The organism is Lancefieldella parvula DSM 20469 (assembly GCF_000024225.1).
GTDB classification, from domain to species: domain Bacteria; phylum Actinomycetota; class Coriobacteriia; order Coriobacteriales; family Atopobiaceae; genus Lancefieldella; species Lancefieldella parvula.
Window position 1 is genome coordinate 1182609 of sequence record NC_013203.1, and the last position, 16566, is coordinate 1199174.

Here is a 16566-nt window from a genome sequence, read left to right on the forward strand (position 1 = left end):
CTGACGAGAAGGACCTTTTGTTGTCACTTAAGTATGAAAGAATGCTCAACGTTAAGCGTTGCGTCTGTTCTGATGCAGTTCTACATACCTCTGTAGCCTTTGAATAACCTCTGGCGTAATCATATCCTTTTTAACCTGCCAAGACCAATTGCCTTCAGTCTTACCAGGAATGTTCATACGAGCATTGTCGGAAAGGCACAAAACATCCTGAAGCGGCAGGATAACTACTGCATTAGAGGTATCAACTATCTGCTCCATAAGATGATTAAAAATCTGTTGTGATTCATCAGTTGCCTGGCCGCCTGTAAAGCGATCTTCTACAAAACCCATAAGCGTTTGGGTATCATGTGTACCACTGTACACAATAGACTCCTGAGCTGGTGCAAAGGAATATCTGCAGTCTCCGTCAGCAAACTGAATGACGCTCATGCCAGGAAATCCCGTCTGAGAGAGCAGTGCTCTAACAGCAGGAGTAACTGCTCCCAAATCCTCGGCAATAAAAGGAAGTGGACCAAGCTGTTTATAAGCAACATCAAACAACTCATAGCCAGGTCCAAACTTAAATGAACCTCTAGTTGCAGTTTTTCCTTGCTCAATAGCATAGTAAGACGTAAAGCCAATAAAGTGATCGAGCCTTGTATAGTCGTATAGATAGAAAGACCTGCGGAATCGCTCAATCCACCAACAATATTCCTCGTCTTTATGAGCTTGCCAGTTATATGTTGGATTACCCCACAGCTGACCATCTTGCGAAAAAGCATCAGCTGGAGCACCAGCTTGAAGCTCTGTATGGCCTGTAGCATCTAAAGCAAAAAGCTCTGGATGTGCCCAAACATCGGCGGAATCTTCCGAAACAAACATGGGCATGTCACCAATAATCTGAATACCCTTAGCATGCGCTTCCGCTAAAGTCTGACTCCAAATGACATCAAAAGCAAATTGGTACTTCCGATGAAGCTCAATTGCATGAACAAGCTCAGGACGTGTAAACAACTCTTGTGACCAGCTACGATACTGTTCAGGCCACTCCTGCCACATCCCCTCACCAAGAAGATCTTTAATAGCGCGAAAAGCCGCATACGAATCAAGCCAATACGAGTTTCTCGCCAGAAATGCCTGGTACTCAGCAGCGCGCTCACCCTGAGAGTCGTCGCACTCAAGAATGACTTTCTCCATTGCAGCTGGATCGAGCAAATTAATGTTTCCTGCAAAAGCGGAAATTCCCGCATAAGGAGAGCCATATTCATCGGTTGGACTGACAGGCAAAATCTGCCAGTACTTTTGACCAGATTTGGCGAGAAAATCAATGAACTCGAAGGTTTCACGACCAATAACACCAAGTCTCTGTCCCGGTTTAGTCACATCTCCATCATTGGCGGGCAGAGAAGTAATATGAGCGAGCACGCCCATACCAGGCTCAAGAGACTTTTGTAACCTGTGGGTCGGCTGTACGTTTAAAACGGTACATCCAAGCTGCCATAAAAAGACCTCTGCTTTACCATCTTTGACAGGTACCGCTTGGCCACTAATAACGTCAATAACCTGCATATTTTGAGGTACAGAAACATATACTGTTTTAGCATCTGAGCGGCTCTTATTTACCAGAACACAAATGCCAGGCGTAAACTCACCCTGCTGCTGTAAACAATCATCTTTCTGAAGAGGCCTACGCCAGAAAGCCAAAACATCATTAGATCCATCTTCTGGAACAAACGGTTCAAACGAGCCGTTTACCAGTAGTGGTAGCGTTTTTCTAAGCGCAATAGCATTGCGATAAATGTGAAAGTAATCTAAATCTGCACGAGGACTGGTTCCAGGCCATGGCATTGTCGCGCGATTTGTTGGATCAACAAATCCCTCAACACCCATCTCATCGCCGTAATAAATAGAAGGAACACCAGGAAGTGTCATCTGGAGCACCGCCGCCTGCCACATACGAGCCTTAGAAAGACCTCGCTGATCAGCAGAAAGTCTATACGTCACCTGCTCATGAGCAGAAAGAGAATCAGGCGTGGGAGCATCCGCAACTACATTAATTAAACGTTCCTTATCATGCGTTCCAAACACATTTAGACAAGAATAAAACGCCTCGTGAGGATAGTTTTCCCAAAGCTCCTCAAGAGCTGAAACAGTTGCCTCAGCACCAGCCTCATTCATCAAAAATGAAAGAATAGCTTTTCTCAGAGGATAATTCATAGGGCCGTCAAGCTCAAAACCCTCAAGATAATGCCTAAGTTTTCCATAGGCACGCTTATTACTTGCATCCTCCCAGACTTCTCCAATAATAACCGCATCGCTGCGCTCTGCGAGTGCAGCTGCACGAATCTTCTGAATAAATGAATCAGAAATCTCATCTGCAACGTCTAAGCGCCAACCGCGAGCGCCACGACGTAGCCATGTTCTAATAACACCATTCTCACTACAAATAAACTCCTGGTAAGTAGGGTTATCAGACACAATAGTTGGAAGCGCGTCAACACCCCACCAACTTTCATACGTTCCATCCTCATGAAGCGTAAACCACTCATCATAGACCGAACCTGCCTGTTGAACTGCTCCTGGTTCGGGGTAATTAGAAAATTTATTAAAATATTTTGAGTCAGCACCACAGTGGTTAAATACGCCATCCAAGATAATAGAAATACCATGCTCAGCCGCTTTAACACAGAGGTGCTCAAAGTCTTCTACGGTGCCCAAAACAGGGTCAACTTCCAAATAATCCGCAATATCGTAGCGATGATTACTAGAAGCAGCGTAAATAGGATTCAAATAAAGCGCAGTTATTCCTAGGTCTTCCAAATAGGGCAGTTTCTCTTCAATGCCAACCAAAGATCCGCCGTAGAAATCCCACTCGGTCACGCGACCATTAGCGTCTCTTTGATACTCCGGGACTTTCTCCCAGTCTTCAACCAACTGGCGAGAAACTCCATTTCTTGGAACAGCAAGTGCTTGCATGGTACGTTCGCGCCAATTTGCATCTCGTGCAAACCTGTCAGGAAAAATCTGGTAGACAACTCCCCCTTTGTACCAGCTTGGATCTTCAACACCAAAAACGCTGGTACGAGGCTCGTAGCAGGTAATCTGAAATGATGGTGGCTCACCATAGGCAAAACCACCAACACCTGTGCACCTATTTTCTTGAGCACCATACAACCAGACTGCTCCGTCAGAAGCTTGCAGCTCAAAACGATACCAAATAAGGCCTGTAGCAGCAGGTTTGATAATAGCCTCAAAGCACTGTGCATAATCGGGTACACCAGCTGGAAGCGTTTCAGCAAAAACACTCTTTTGCATCACAACGCATTTCTCGCCAGATAGAGTTGGGGCCTCTAAAGATGATTCAGGACCATATTCTTGCCATAGACGAAGCGTTACTGATTGAACATCATCGTCCCAAGCAAATATTCTGATTGTTACTGAAGTGCCTAGTTCTGCTGCGCCTTTTGGATCTCTACAAACAATGTTTGAGGTGTTATGAAAAGCCTGCATTCTTACCAATCTCGACGACGAACATACCTGATAATCTCAGGATGTAGTAAATGATACACGTCAAGATATTCATTTGCAGCATTATGCCAACTAAAGTCCTCTGCCATCGCCTGTTTTACAAGATTTGTCCACGATTGCTTATCGTTCTTGTATACGTCAGCAGCGTACAAAATAATATCTGCCATTTCGTCTGCGTTTTGATTAGCAAAACTAAAGCCGGTTCCTTCGCCCGTAAACTGATTATATGGTTTGACGGAGTCTGCCAGACCACCCGTCTCGCGAACAACAGGAAGTGTGCCGTAACGCATAGAAATCATCTGAGAAAGACCGCAAGGCTCAAACTCTGATGGCATTAAAAACATATCAGCACCTGCGTACATACGGTGAGAAAGCGCAATATCAAACTCAATACGTGCCGCCATGCGATTCTTATAATGCTCGTCAAAGTAGCGCATGGCGTCTTCTTGTTCAGCGTCGCCAGTTCCTAGAACGGCAATTTCAATACCTGCACGAATAAGACGATCCATAGCATAGCGAATCAGACCAAGACCCTTCTGATTGGTCAAACGTGTAACCATTACCGCAAGTGGCGCATCTGAAGCCACCTCAAGACCCAGCTCCTCTTGCAGCTGACGCTTACACTCAGCCTTACCTTCCATATGGCGTGCCGAGAAGTTCTGTGGAATATAAGGATCACTTGCAGGAGACCATGTACCCATGTCAATGCCGTTCAGAATACCACGCAGAACGTTCTGACGGCGACGGAAGATATCGTCTCTTCCCTCTCCAAAGTGTTCTGTCTGTAGCTCGTGGGCATACGTTGGGCTAACGGTAAGTAGATAATCAGAGTAGCAAAGCGCACCCTTCATGAAATTGATAGAACTTGCATCACACCTCAGCTGATCAACTGCAGCTGGGATATCAGCAAGGCCAAGAACATCGCTCAGCATCTTGTCAGTAAACTGACCTTGGAACATAACATTATGAATGGAGAAAACCGTCTTAACGTTCTGAACCTCAGGGACGCTCTGATACTGCTCACGCAAAAATACAGGTGCTAGCGCAGTTTGCCAGTCATTACAGTGTAAAACGTCACAGGAGAGCTCTGGAACGTGTGCAATAAGCTCACAAAGAGCCTTAGAGAAGAACGCATAGCGCTCTCCATCATCAAAATAACCATAGAGACCATCACGAGCAAAGTACAACTCGTTATCTACAAAGTAAAAATCAACGCCCTCATAAACAAGATGCCAAAGCCCACAATACTCAAAACGCCACGAAAGGGGCACCTGAAGCTCACAGACTTTCTTCATCTTTTCTCGCCATTCAGGCTTGATAGCGCTATAGAGTGGCGAAATTACCGCCACTCTAGCTCCTACTTTTTTAAGTGCTTGTGGCAATGAACCCGAGACATCTCCAAGGCCACCCGTCTTGGAAAAAGGCGCTACCTCAGAAGTTGCATAAACAACACGAAGCTTGCGACGCTTGGAGACTTGGGACATTGTTAAGCCACCCTCTTATTATTTTTACGCTGAATAAGAATTTCTTCACTAGTACCGCGAAGCTCAGTACCTGCAGGAATGATGTTAGAGCGGTCTACAATAGCGTGCTCAACTACTGAGCCCTCTTTAACAATACATCCTTCCATCACAACAGAATCACGCACAACAGCACCGCGCTCAATAATGACATTACGACTAAGGATGGACCCAGTGACAGAACCGCGAATACGACAACCTGCAGAAATAGTGGAGTTACTAACCTTAGAACCAACCTCAAACTTTGCTGGGGCAGTATCGTGTGCTTTTGTCTTAATGGAGCGTTCCGAAGTAAAGAGCTCATTTGAAGGCATGGGATTCAGCAGTTCCATGTTGGCAAGATAGTAAGAGTTCTTAGAGAAAATAGATGCTACATGACCTTCAAAGTGGAAGGTGCGAACCTTGACACGGTTGTAGTCAGCATGAAGTGCCTCAAAGAGGTCAAGATAATCAGTAGCGCTATACCAATCAAGCATGTCGATAAGCAGGTCGTGCTTGATAATAAAGCAGTCAAGAGAAGCTTCATCTCCTCGCTGAACACCATTATGTGTCTTAACTACACGCTCCCCATCAAGCTCAACACCAACAACGTCTCTATCGTTATAACGAGCGGTATAAGTCATCATTGTGATGTCTGCACCAGATTCCAAGTGCTGATCAAATAGCTCTGTAAGATCAGCGTTGAAAACAAAGTTTGAGGTAGACAAAAGAACATATTCTGCATCAGCGCGCTCAAGATATGGCCTATTGGAAATTAGATCTCTGAGCAGGAAACGAGCTCCTGTATGAGAAGTACCAAAAGCAGATCCAGGCAGAATAAACAGACCACCATTCTTGCGATCCAGGTTCCAGTCTTTGCCGGAACCAAGATGATCAATGAGCGAGCGGTAATTAAATGGCATGATTACACCAACGGTACTAATGCCCGAATTAACCATGTTTGAAAGAGAAAAATCTACCAGACGATATCTTCCCAAAAAAGGCATAGATGCGATTGGGCGTACATCACAAGCGATTTCCATATTAGTAGAAGCATAATTACAGGTAATAAGTCCAATTACCTTTTTCATTAGTGCTCACCTCTTTCAACCACTACATCATTTCCAACAACAGCAATCTCTTTGTTTAAATCAGAACTACCAACGTGAACGTTCTTCTCGACCACGGCGTTCTCACCAATAATTGCGCGAATCACAACGGCACCAGGCTTAACCTCTGCGCCAGGAAGAAGCACAGAGTCAATAACACGTGCTCCCTCACCAACAACGGCATCTGTAGACAAAATTGAATGGCGAGAATAGCCAAAGACTTGACAGCCGTTGCTTACTAGACAATCGTCTACCTCACCAAAAGGGCCAATATACGCTGGTGGACGGGTAGAAGCATTAGACAAAATGGGGAACTTGTCCGAAAAAATATCAAACTTAGGCTCGGAGCCAAGCAGGTCCATACTGGTCTCATGATAACTTGCAATAGTACCCACATCACGCCAGAAGCCCTCAAAGCGATAGGTAAACAGGCGCTTACCATCGTCAAGCAGCGTTGGAATAATATCTTTACCAAAATCATGAGAAGACTCAGGATTCTTTGCATCTTCACGGAGTGTTTCAAGAAGCAAATCAGTGGTGAAGATATAGATGCCCATAGAAGCTAGATTGGACTCAGGTTCTGCGGGTTTCTCGGAAAACTTAGTGATTCTACCTTCATCATCAACAGACATAATGCCAAAGCGGGAAGCTTCCTCCCAAGGAACAGGCATAACAGCAATAGTGAGGTCGGCATTATTGTCTTTATGGCAAGCAAGCATCTCACCGTAGTCCATACGATAGAGCTGATCGCCAGAGAGGATAATTACGTAATCAGGTTTGTTCTGCTCGATGTAACCAATATTCTGAGTGACAGCATCTGCAGTGCCCGCATACCATGCACCACCAGACTGAGTAGCAAATGGAGGAAGAATAGAAATTCCACCGCCAAGCTCATCAAGGTCCCAAGCACTACCTGACCCCACATAAGAGTGCAACAAATACGGACGATACTGTGTCAAAACACCCACCGTAGAAATTCCTGAATTTGCGCAGTTGGATAATGCAAAGTCAATGATGCGGAACTTGCCGCCAAACGAAACAGCTGGCTTAGCTACTTTTGAGGTTAGAGCGCCTAGACGGCTTCCCTGTCCCCCTGCAAGCAGCATTGCAAGACATTCTTTTTTGCTCATATCCAAATCTCCTCTCTCCCCAACAGAGGTCTATGTTCTCAACGCCCTACGACGATTGAACTTAAACGCAGGTCCTTACACGTGCCAAATATCTTCCATGTACTCCCTAATGGTTCTATCAGCAGAGAAGAAACCAGAGTTTGCAGTATTGTGAAGCGCACGAGCATTCCAGCTACGACGATCTGCATAGGACTGAGTAAGCTCTTCCCATGCCTTCACATATGCATCAAAGTCAATAAGTACCAGGTCAGGATCATTATTGATCAGCAGATAATCGTGAATTGACTCAAAATTACCGGACAGTCGAGCCAAAGAACCATCGGTCAGCATGTTTACAATGCGAGCCAAAGTTGGATTCTGATTAAGTAGGTTTTGAGCAAAATAGGTACCGGAAGCATATACCTGCTGGACCTCATCTGCACGAAGGCCAAAGATCTTAATATTCTCTGGTCCTGCAAGCTCGGATATCTCGATATTAGACCCGTCGTACGTTCCAAGAGTCAGAGCTGCATTCATCATAAGTTTCATGTTTGAGGTACCAGAGGCCTCTGCACCAGCAACAGAAATCTGCTCTGAAATATCAGATGCAGCATAGATAAGCTGCGCATTTGAAACAGCAAAGTTTGGAATAAAGACAACCTTGAGACGTCCTTCAATACGCTCATCGTTGTTGACAACATCTGCAACGGAGTGAATGAGTCTAATAACTTCTTTTGCAAAGGTGTAGCTTTGAGCAGCTTTACCCGAGAAAATAAAAGTTGTTGGAGCTGGCTTATAGCTTTGATCATCAAGCATACGGTTATAGAGATACAAAATCTTGAAGATGTTAAGCAGCTGGCGTTTATACGCATGGAAACGCTTTACCTGTGTATCAAAAATGGTATTGGTATCCATCTCAATACCAGTTGTCTTCTTGACGTATGCAGCAAGGCGTTCTTTTTCTTCTCTCTTTGCAGCATCCATCTCATCCAAGAACTCAACATCATTCTCAAATGCAGAAAGCTTGTTAAGTTCATTAGCATCATCAAGCCAACCAGTGCCAATAGCTTCAGTGATAAGCTTCGCGTAAGCGGTATTCGCTTGTGCCAAGAAACGACGGTGACAGATACCATTGGTCTTATTATTAAAAATTTCTGGACGAAGCTTGTAGAAATCCTTCAGTACACTCTGCTTTAGAATGTTTGTATGCAGGTCAGAGACACCATTAACCGAGTGACTAAATAAAATAGAAAGGTTAGCCATACGAACAGTGTTGTCCCACAGTACTGCTGTTGAGGCGAGAAGATCAGTGTTACCGTTAGAGTCAGCAAGCAACTGCTCCTTATAGCGACGATCAACCTCATCAATAAACATATACAAGCGAGGAAGAAGCTCACGGAAGGTATTAATAGGCCATTTCTCAAGAGCTTCAGGCATAACGGTGTGGTTAGTATAAGAAATAGCATTTCTTGCAATATCAAATGCTTCGTTAAAGTCAACGCCATGCTCATCAACAAGAAGACGCATGAGCTCCGGTCCGCACATTGCTGGATGCGTATCGTTAGTGTGGATACAAACGTGATCAGCAAAGTGATCCCAATCCTCACCATATTTGTCTTTGTAGGCACGAAGAATGGACTGGAGACCAGCAGAAACAAATAAATACTCCTGCTTTAGACGGAGGATACGTCCGTGCTCACCAGAGTCATTTGGATACAGAATAGTTGAGATTGCCTCCACGTCAGAGCGGAACTTATTAGCACGCGCATAATCACCAGCGTTAAAAGCATCAAGGTCAAAGTCTTCCTCTGCTGGTTCTGCAGACCAGAGACGCAACTTATTTACGGTCTTTGCACCATAACCAACAATAGGAACATCGTATGGAACAGCCTTTACCACCTGGCCGCCCTCTTGTGAGAACCAAAAATCGCCATTCTCGCCCTCATGCCTTACAACCGTGCCACCAAAGCGCACAAGTACGCTGGAATCGTCTTTTCTAACTTCCCATGGATATCCGTTTGCCAGCCAGTTATCAGTACACTCAACCTGGCGTCCATCCTTAATCTCCTGACGGAAAAGACCGTAACGGTATCTCATACCATTACCAAAGCCGGCCATTCCTTCATGTGCCATAGAATCAAGGAAACATGCAGCAAGTCGTCCCAAGCCTCCATTGCCAAGGCCAGGATCTACTTCTTGAGCAGCAAGCTTCTGAAGAGATGTTCCCATCTCTTCAAGACCCGCCGCAACAACGTCAGTGATACCAAGATTAAGCAGGTAATTCTCAAGCAGAGGTCCAAGAAGAAACTCAAGGGAGAAGTAATACACCTGCTTGTTAGCATGAATATAAGAAGTTGACTGAATTTCTCGCGCCTTTTCTGCAATGAGACGTGCAAGAACGTTATAGCGTTCCTGATCAGTGCATTCTCCATAATATTTGCCAAGAATCTGAATGAACTTATCTCGATACTGATCTTCAAAATCTTGTTTATCGGTAAAAATGTTTTGTCCGTTATTTACGGCCATGCTTCCCCCTCTTTGGAAGTTCTTTCTCAAACGCTAAAACAATGCCACCAAGCGGAGGAACAGACAGTTCTACCGAATAATCTCTTCCATTCCATGCCACTGGTTTAGTGGAAAGTTTCTTACTATTCACAACACCCGAACCGCCAAACTCTTTTGCGTCGGAATTAAATACTTCTTTCCACACACCTTCAGAAGGCATACCTAAACGGAAGTTCTGATGGGTTGCAACGTCAAAATTGATGAGAATAACCAGGTCCTCGGAAGGCTTTCTTCCATGGCGAACAAACGAAATGATTGATTGCTCATTATTATCTGCATCAATCCAATCAAATCCACGGTTGTCATAGGCGTACTGCCAAAGTCCTGGATGATTCTTATAGAAATGATTAAGAGCCTTAATATATGCCTGCTGGTGAGCATGAGTTGGATACTCCTCAGTCAAGTAATACTCAATGCCCTCGTAATAGCGCCACTCAATAAACTGTGCAATCTCGTTGCCCATAAAGTTGAGCTTAGCACCTGGATGGGTCATCTGATGGAGCGCTAGAGCTCTCATACCAGCAAACTGTCTCCACCAATCTCCTGGCATACGCTGAATAAGGCTGCACTTACCATGAACAACTTCATCATGGCTCAGTGGCAGCACAAAGTTCTCATTGAACTGATACATGCTGGAGAAGGTTAAAAGTCGATGATTGCCTGGTCTATAAGGAAAATCAGTCTGACAATAGTGCAACGTATCGTTCATCCAACCCATGTCCCACTTAAGGTTGAAACCAAGTCCCCCAACATCTGGAGGATAGGTAACCAGCGGCCATGCCGTGGACTCTTCTGCAATCATCAAAATATCAGGATACTGCTTTTGAGCGGTCTCATTGCAGAGACGCAAGAAAGCGCTTGCATCCAAATCTTCCTCAGTACCCTTGCAATTAAAGCGCTTCTGAGAAGGGTCATCGATGCCAAAATTCAAATACAACATGCTACTGACACCGTCAACACGAATGCCATCAGCGTGATAATCCTTCAACCACATAAGCAGGTTAGAAACAAGGAAGCTTCTAACCTCACCACGAGTAAGGTCAAACTTAAGAGTTCCCCAGTTAGGATGCTCTTTTTCTTCAAAAAGTTTGGTGCCATCAAACTCTGCAAGACCATGAGCATCTTTGCAGAAACCTCCTGGAACCCAGTCTAAAATGACGCCGATACCAGCCTGATGGCAGGAGTCAATAAAGTGCTTGAACTGAGCAGGATTACCATACCTTGAGGTGGGAGCAAAATAGCCAGTTACCTGATAGCCCCAGGATCCATCAAAGGGGTGCTCCATAACGGGGAGAAGCTCAATATGGGTGTAGCCCATCTCTTTAACGTAAGCTACCAACTCTTTTGACAGGTCATCATAGGTGTAGAACGCGTCTACGTTTGTATCAAAATAATCTTTAGGTTCTTCAATCTTTTCAGTAGTCTCTGCATTAGCAGAATCTTCTTGAGCAGACGAGTCAGTATGCTGCTTCCAGCTACCAAGGTGAACTTCAAAAATGTTGAGAGGACTATGTAGAAACTTAAGCGTTGCACGTTTCTTCATCCATACATCGTCTTCCCAAACGTACACATCCGGGTCAAACGTAATAGATGCCGTATGTGGTCTAACCTCTGCATAGGTAGCATACGGGTCAGCCTTGAAAATCTTCTCGCCAGATGTGGATACAATCAGAAATTTATACAATACTTCTGAGGTTATTCCTGGAACAAAACCTTCCCAGATTCCACCGTGTTTTGAGCGAGATAGAACGTTGACGGTATCATCCCAATTATTAAAGTCTCCAACAACAGAAACAGAAACTGCATTGGGTGCCCAAACAGCAAAATGATAGCCCTCAATTCCATCTTCTTGGACCGCAGGGTGCGCACCTAGTTTTTTATGGCTCTGAAACCATGTTCCTTGCGCAAACAAGTATGCATCCTGGTCACTCACTGCTAACGATGCATTTAACTCTGCCATGCTCACCCCCGCGCTTACCAATAAAATCTGCGTATTATATAGATTTGTTATCCATAAGTACTCATATTTGATAGTTACTAAGATAAACCATTACAAGTTAAAACACGGTGACAAACACGTAATATAACTTTTACCGATAAAAAACGACCGTATGCGTTATTTTTGTTTGTGGATAAATTTGTTAATAATAGTGAATAAAAATTACAACTAAAAGAAACGGCAGCTTATCCAAATAAACTGCCGTTTGATACATAAACTTTTTATATAACCGTGAAGGGGTCCTCCGTAAAGTAATCTCCGTAAGCTTCTTTCAACTACATCTTACGTGGCACTGCTGTCTCAACTGAAGGAGCATGAGCAACAATTGCGTCAAGAGCTTCTGCCTGAGCGATCTTATTATCAGCAGCAACTGCTTGCCCGTATGCATTAGTATCAAGAATTGCCTGGCGGAAGCGGTCAGCGGTGAAGCCATAAGGAGCACGACCCCACTCGTTAGTCTTCTGAGCTCGCTCAACAATAATATTCAAATCAGCATCAACATACTCTGGAGTAATGTCTAGATCGGCCAAGGTAATTGGAAGACCAAGCTTTCTATTAAGTGCCACCTGCTTCTCAAGTGCTTTAAGGTTGCCGTCAAAGGCATACAAAACACAAGTACCAAAGGAGACAACCTCACCATGGAGGTGTTTCTCGCTACGCGCGCCCAAAGCAGTAAAGGCATTGTAAAAAGCATGAGCTGTAGAAGAATTGAAATAATAAGCGCCGTGCTCAGCACCAATGTTGGTAGTCATATTAGACACAACACCAGCGGTAATAATAATGTTAAGAACGACGTTTTCAAATGCTTCAGAAACAATACCGGCACGCTTATCTGCCAGTGCCTGCTCAGCATTGTCAAACAGAGGTTCAATACAAGCACCTGCAGCAAGAGCACGTCCCATAAGAGGACTATGGAGAAGCTCAACTTCCCTAGAAGAAAGCTCAACCTCAGGACCTTTAGAAAAGGCATCGCCGATTCCTGCCCAGAAGTACTCATCAGGACTCTCTGCAATAATCTGCGTATCAATAAAGGTATGAACAGGGAGCTCAGCAGGAATGAAATACGTATCTGTAGAGCCGTCCTCTTTATAAAAAACAGCAATTCTTGTTACAGGAGCACAATTAGAAGCAAGTGTTGGGAAAGTAAAGTAAGGCTTGTCCAAAAGAGTTGCAATCTCTTTACCCTCGTCAATTGCGCGACCACCACCAACAAGGAACAACATATCAGCAGCAGCAACTTCAGGCATTGCAGCAATTTTCTTGGCGTTTGCATGCGTAGAGTTGGTACCGTAAGAAATCCAAGAAGAGATAGAAACCTCAGAACCTGCAAGTGCGGCCTCAAGCTTTGGACGTGCCTTCTCCATTGCAGTTGGTCCACCAATAACTACTGCGTTTTCGCCAAATCGCTTAACAATACGCAATACTGACTGATAAGCATCAACACCAATAGTGTATGAAGGCAGATACTCCGTAAATGTTCCGCGAGATTCCATCTTTTCCATAGCATCCTCCAAAAACTATCTCAGAAAAGCGAGAATATAACTTTAACTGAACTAGTTATGTTTTTGCAGTATAAATCCTTGAACTAATGTGTCCTCTGCCTCTTTGTATGCTGACGAGAAAAACTCTGTATCAAGCATTTGGTAGTGAGGTGAGCTCACGCTATTCTGGTGATTCTCCTCTGCAATGTGCTCTAAAACACTAAGCGTGCCTTCAACATCTGAATGTGTAAACCCATACTGTGGGTAAGCTGCGGCAACAGCAAAGAGCCCATCAGATGCTTCTGGCAGACGATTCATTTCAAGCGACCTGCCGTAAACATCAAAATCTGCTTGTTTACGGATACGCGCATCTTCTCCTGTTGGAATATGATGAGTGTGCAAAAATGCTCTTGTATGCGCGTTATACACATGATCACAAACTAAGTGACACCAAATGCCTACGATAAACTCTCTTAGTTGACGTTGATCTACTAAGCTGCGTTGCTCAACTGAACAATAAGTCACATTTGGTTGAATGAAGTCATGCTGTAACAGATATTCAGCTGGGCTAAGGCCTCCCATAAAATTGCGCTGATATCGCCTATAACTTGGAATAGGCAAACTTCCTGGATACGATTGATGACTTCGCCCATATCTCACCTTATGAGAATAATCAGGAACCATAAAGCCAACATGCACGTCAGGAGCAACATTTCCAAGCAGAAATACATCAGGATATTGAATATCTACATCCAAGCAACCGGCTCCTTTCTCAAGGAGCCGGTTAGCATGAGCAATATGTACGTTCCAACTTGGCACTAAATTACCTGCTTATCCGCGAATTTCTCCACCGGTAGAACGAAGAACCTTCTCCACAAGCTTTGCGTGAGTCTTCTCGACCTCTTCTGAAGTAAGCGTTCTGTCATCTGCTCGATACGTAAGCGAGAAGGCCATGGACTTCTTGCCTTTCCCAACACGTAGGGCATCGCGATATACGTCAAAGAGTCTGATGTCGCAGAGAAGCTTACCACCAGCAGACTTCAAACGCTGAACCAGCTGCTCTGCAGTGACACTCTCGTCAACAACAATTGCCAGGTCAATGGAGATACCTGGGTAAGTTGGCGGCTCAACAATTGGAAGATCCTTCTGAGAAAGACGCAAAAGCGATGCAACAGAAATCTCAAAAGCAATTACTGGAACCTCAATATCAAAATTCTGCAGTGACAAAGGATGAATGTTTCCAACCCAACCAATGGTCTCGCTACCTGCAAGAATCTCGGCAGCACGGCCAGGCTGCAGCCAGCCATACTGCTCTGGCTCAGCTACACGGAAACGAACCTTAGGGATACGCAAAGCTTCGAGTAGACCCTCAACGATACCCTTGGCATCAAAGAAATCATAGGCTAGATACTTGGCATTCCATGTGTCATCTGCTGGACGGCCAACTAACACGCCACAGACATAACGAGGCTCATCTGGCTGGCTCTTATCCTTGTGTCCAAAGAGCACGCGACCCAGTTCATACATGGCAATATTAGAGACACCGTGAGCAAGATTGTACGCAATAGAGCGTAAAAGTCCTGGAACAATAGATCGACGCATCTCTGACTGATCAGCAACAAGCGGGCTAATGACCTTTACCGGAACACCTCTTCCCTCCTCACTCATACCAAGCTTAGAGAGATCATCTGGACTTGCAAACAGATACGACTTTGTCTCGTTAAGACCAAGAGAGCGCAGCGTGCGGCCAATCTTTCTAATCTGACGCTGTTCTAAAGTCAATCCGCCAGCATGATTTCTAGCAGCAGGAAGCGTTGCCTCAATATCACCTTCGCCCCACAGGCGAACAATCTCCTCAATAAGGTCAACTTCACGAGTAAGGTCTGGACGGTTTGTTGGGGCAACAACGCTCAAATTGCCATCATCTGCTGGAGTAACCTTGCAGCCAAGGCGTGTAAGGCGAGAAACCATAAACTCTTCTGGAATCTGAACACCTGCAAGGGCGCAGACACGCTCTGGACGAAGTGCAATAGTTACTGCCTCTTTTACCTTTGGATACACATCAACAATGCCAGGGCAAACCTCAGCGCCACAACACTCCTCAAAGAGGGCCGCTGCAATGTCCGCAACAGATGCACAGCCATTTGGATCAACAAGGCGCTCATAGCGAATAGAAGCCTCGCTCATAAGATCAAGATTTCTACTAGTACGGCTGATGTGACCGTTATCAAAAACCGCAGACTCTAAAAGAACATCAACGGTATTCTCGGTAATTTCAGAATCCATACCACCCATAACACCAGCAAGTGCAATAGGAGTCTTACCGTTATCAGTGATGACCGTCATATCGGAAGTGAGTTCACGGTCTTCTCCGTCAAGCGTCACAATATGCTCACCATCTTTAGCAGCACGAACCACAATGTGATACTTACCGTCTTCCTTGGTGAGTTTTCCCAAGTCAAAAGCATGTAAGGGCTGACCAGTCAGATACATAACATAATTTGTAACGTCAACAACATTATTAATAGAACGTCCACCACAAGCCGTAACGCGACGAGCAAGCCACTCAGGGCTTGGACCAATCTTGACATTACGAACCACTCGAGCCGTATATCTTGGACAGAGATCAGGATCAGTAATAGTAACATCTACCTGATCAGATGCGTTCTGACCAGACTCAGATGTAACACTTGGAAGCTCAATGTGAGTATCAATGTCATACATTGCAGAAACCTCAACAGCCATGCCCGTCATAGAAAGACAATCAGGGCGATTAGGAGTAATTTCACAATCAAGAACAACATCAGACATGCCCAAGTAATCAGTAAGAGGCACGCCAATAGGAGCATCCTCGGGCAAAATCATAATGCCGCTTTGATCATCACCAAGACCCAGCTCGCGAGAAGAACAGTTCATGCCATAAGATTCAACGCCGCGTAACTTTGACTTTTTAATCTTAAAGTCACCAGGAAGTACGGCACCAATCATTGCTGTAACAATGTGATCTCCCTGATTAAAATTCTGAGCACCACAAACAATCTGTAGAGGAACAGGATTTCCGTCCTTATCTACATTGTTTTTGCCCACATCAACCAGGGTAACGTACATGTGATCAGAATCAGGATGTGGCTCTTTGCTCACAACCTGTGCTGTAACAACATGATCAAGATTTGCGCCGACGCGCTCTACAGCTTCAACCTCAGTGCCTGTGCGGACAAACTCGCGCTCAAGGTCTTTTGGATCCTGAGGAAGATCAACGAGCGTCTTCAGCCATTCATAAGATACACGCATGTGATT

Annotated in this window: 9 protein-coding genes; all 9 read right to left on the reverse strand. The window is 44.8% G+C overall.

The features are described 5' to 3' along the window. Positions 1–51: 51 nt before the first annotated feature. Positions 52–3489: a 4-alpha-glucanotransferase gene (locus APAR_RS05365; protein WP_012809131.1), complete on the reverse strand. Its 3438-nt coding sequence runs from the start codon at positions 3487–3489 to the stop codon at positions 52–54. 2 nt (positions 3490–3491) lie between these two features. Beyond that, on the reverse strand, positions 3492–4991 hold the full coding sequence (gene glgA / locus APAR_RS05370; RefSeq protein ID WP_012809132.1) for a glycogen synthase GlgA: 1500 nt from the start codon (positions 4989–4991) through the stop codon (positions 3492–3494). A gap of 2 nt (positions 4992–4993) precedes the next feature. Then, positions 4994–6097, reverse strand: coding sequence for a glucose-1-phosphate adenylyltransferase subunit GlgD (gene glgD / locus APAR_RS05375; protein ID WP_012809133.1), 1104 nt, complete (start codon positions 6095–6097; stop codon positions 4994–4996). Further along, on the reverse strand, positions 6097–7245 hold the full coding sequence (locus APAR_RS05380) for a glucose-1-phosphate adenylyltransferase (protein ID WP_012809134.1): 1149 nt from the start codon (positions 7243–7245) through the stop codon (positions 6097–6099). The genes glgD and APAR_RS05380 overlap by 1 nt, the downstream gene beginning before the upstream one ends. 75 nt (positions 7246–7320) lie before the next feature. Then, a complete protein-coding gene (locus APAR_RS05385; RefSeq protein WP_012809135.1) occupies positions 7321–9750 on the reverse strand; it encodes a glycogen/starch/alpha-glucan phosphorylase in 2430 nt (809 codons plus the stop codon). Beyond that, entirely contained in the window at positions 9737–11749 is a 2013-nt protein-coding gene (gene glgB / locus APAR_RS05390; protein ID WP_012809136.1) for a 1,4-alpha-glucan branching protein GlgB, read from the reverse strand. The genes APAR_RS05385 and glgB overlap by 14 nt, the downstream gene beginning before the upstream one ends. A 314-nt stretch (positions 11750–12063) precedes the next feature. Next, complete coding sequence (locus APAR_RS05395; RefSeq protein WP_012809137.1) at positions 12064–13290, reverse strand: iron-containing alcohol dehydrogenase family protein; 1227 nt, start codon at positions 13288–13290, stop codon at positions 12064–12066. A gap of 51 nt (positions 13291–13341) precedes the next feature. Further along, the gene (locus tag APAR_RS05400; protein WP_012809138.1) at positions 13342–14088 is read right to left on the reverse strand and encodes a zinc dependent phospholipase C family protein; all 747 of its coding nucleotides are present in this window, start codon (positions 14086–14088) and stop codon (positions 13342–13344) included. Positions 14089–14100: 12 nt separating this feature from the next. Continuing rightward, positions 14101–16560, reverse strand: coding sequence for a phenylalanine--tRNA ligase subunit beta (pheT, locus tag APAR_RS05405; RefSeq protein WP_012809139.1), 2460 nt, complete (start codon positions 16558–16560; stop codon positions 14101–14103). Positions 16561–16566: the final 6 nt, after the last annotated feature.

What these genes read in the sequence shown, in the direction of transcription:
- APAR_RS05365 (WP_012809131.1), bottom strand. Translation starts at nt 3,489, where the DNA reads ATGCAGGCTTTTCATAACACCTCAAACATTGTTTGTAGAGATCCAAAA.
- glgA (WP_012809132.1), bottom strand. Translation starts at nt 4,991, where the DNA reads ATGTCCCAAGTCTCCAAGCGTCGCAAGCTTCGTGTTGTTTATGCAACT.
- glgD (WP_012809133.1), bottom strand. Translation starts at nt 6,097, where the DNA reads ATGAAAAAGGTAATTGGACTTATTACCTGTAATTATGCTTCTACTAAT.
- APAR_RS05380 (WP_012809134.1), bottom strand. Translation starts at nt 7,245, where the DNA reads ATGAGCAAAAAAGAATGTCTTGCAATGCTGCTTGCAGGGGGACAGGGA.
- APAR_RS05385 (WP_012809135.1), bottom strand. Translation starts at nt 9,750, where the DNA reads ATGGCCGTAAATAACGGACAAAACATTTTTACCGATAAACAAGATTTT.
- glgB (WP_012809136.1), bottom strand. Translation starts at nt 11,749, where the DNA reads ATGGCAGAGTTAAATGCATCGTTAGCAGTGAGTGACCAGGATGCATAC.
- APAR_RS05395 (WP_012809137.1), bottom strand. Translation starts at nt 13,290, where the DNA reads ATGGAAAAGATGGAATCTCGCGGAACATTTACGGAGTATCTGCCTTCA.
- pheT (WP_012809139.1), bottom strand. Translation starts at nt 16,560, where the DNA reads ATGCGTGTATCTTATGAATGGCTGAAGACGCTCGTTGATCTTCCTCAG.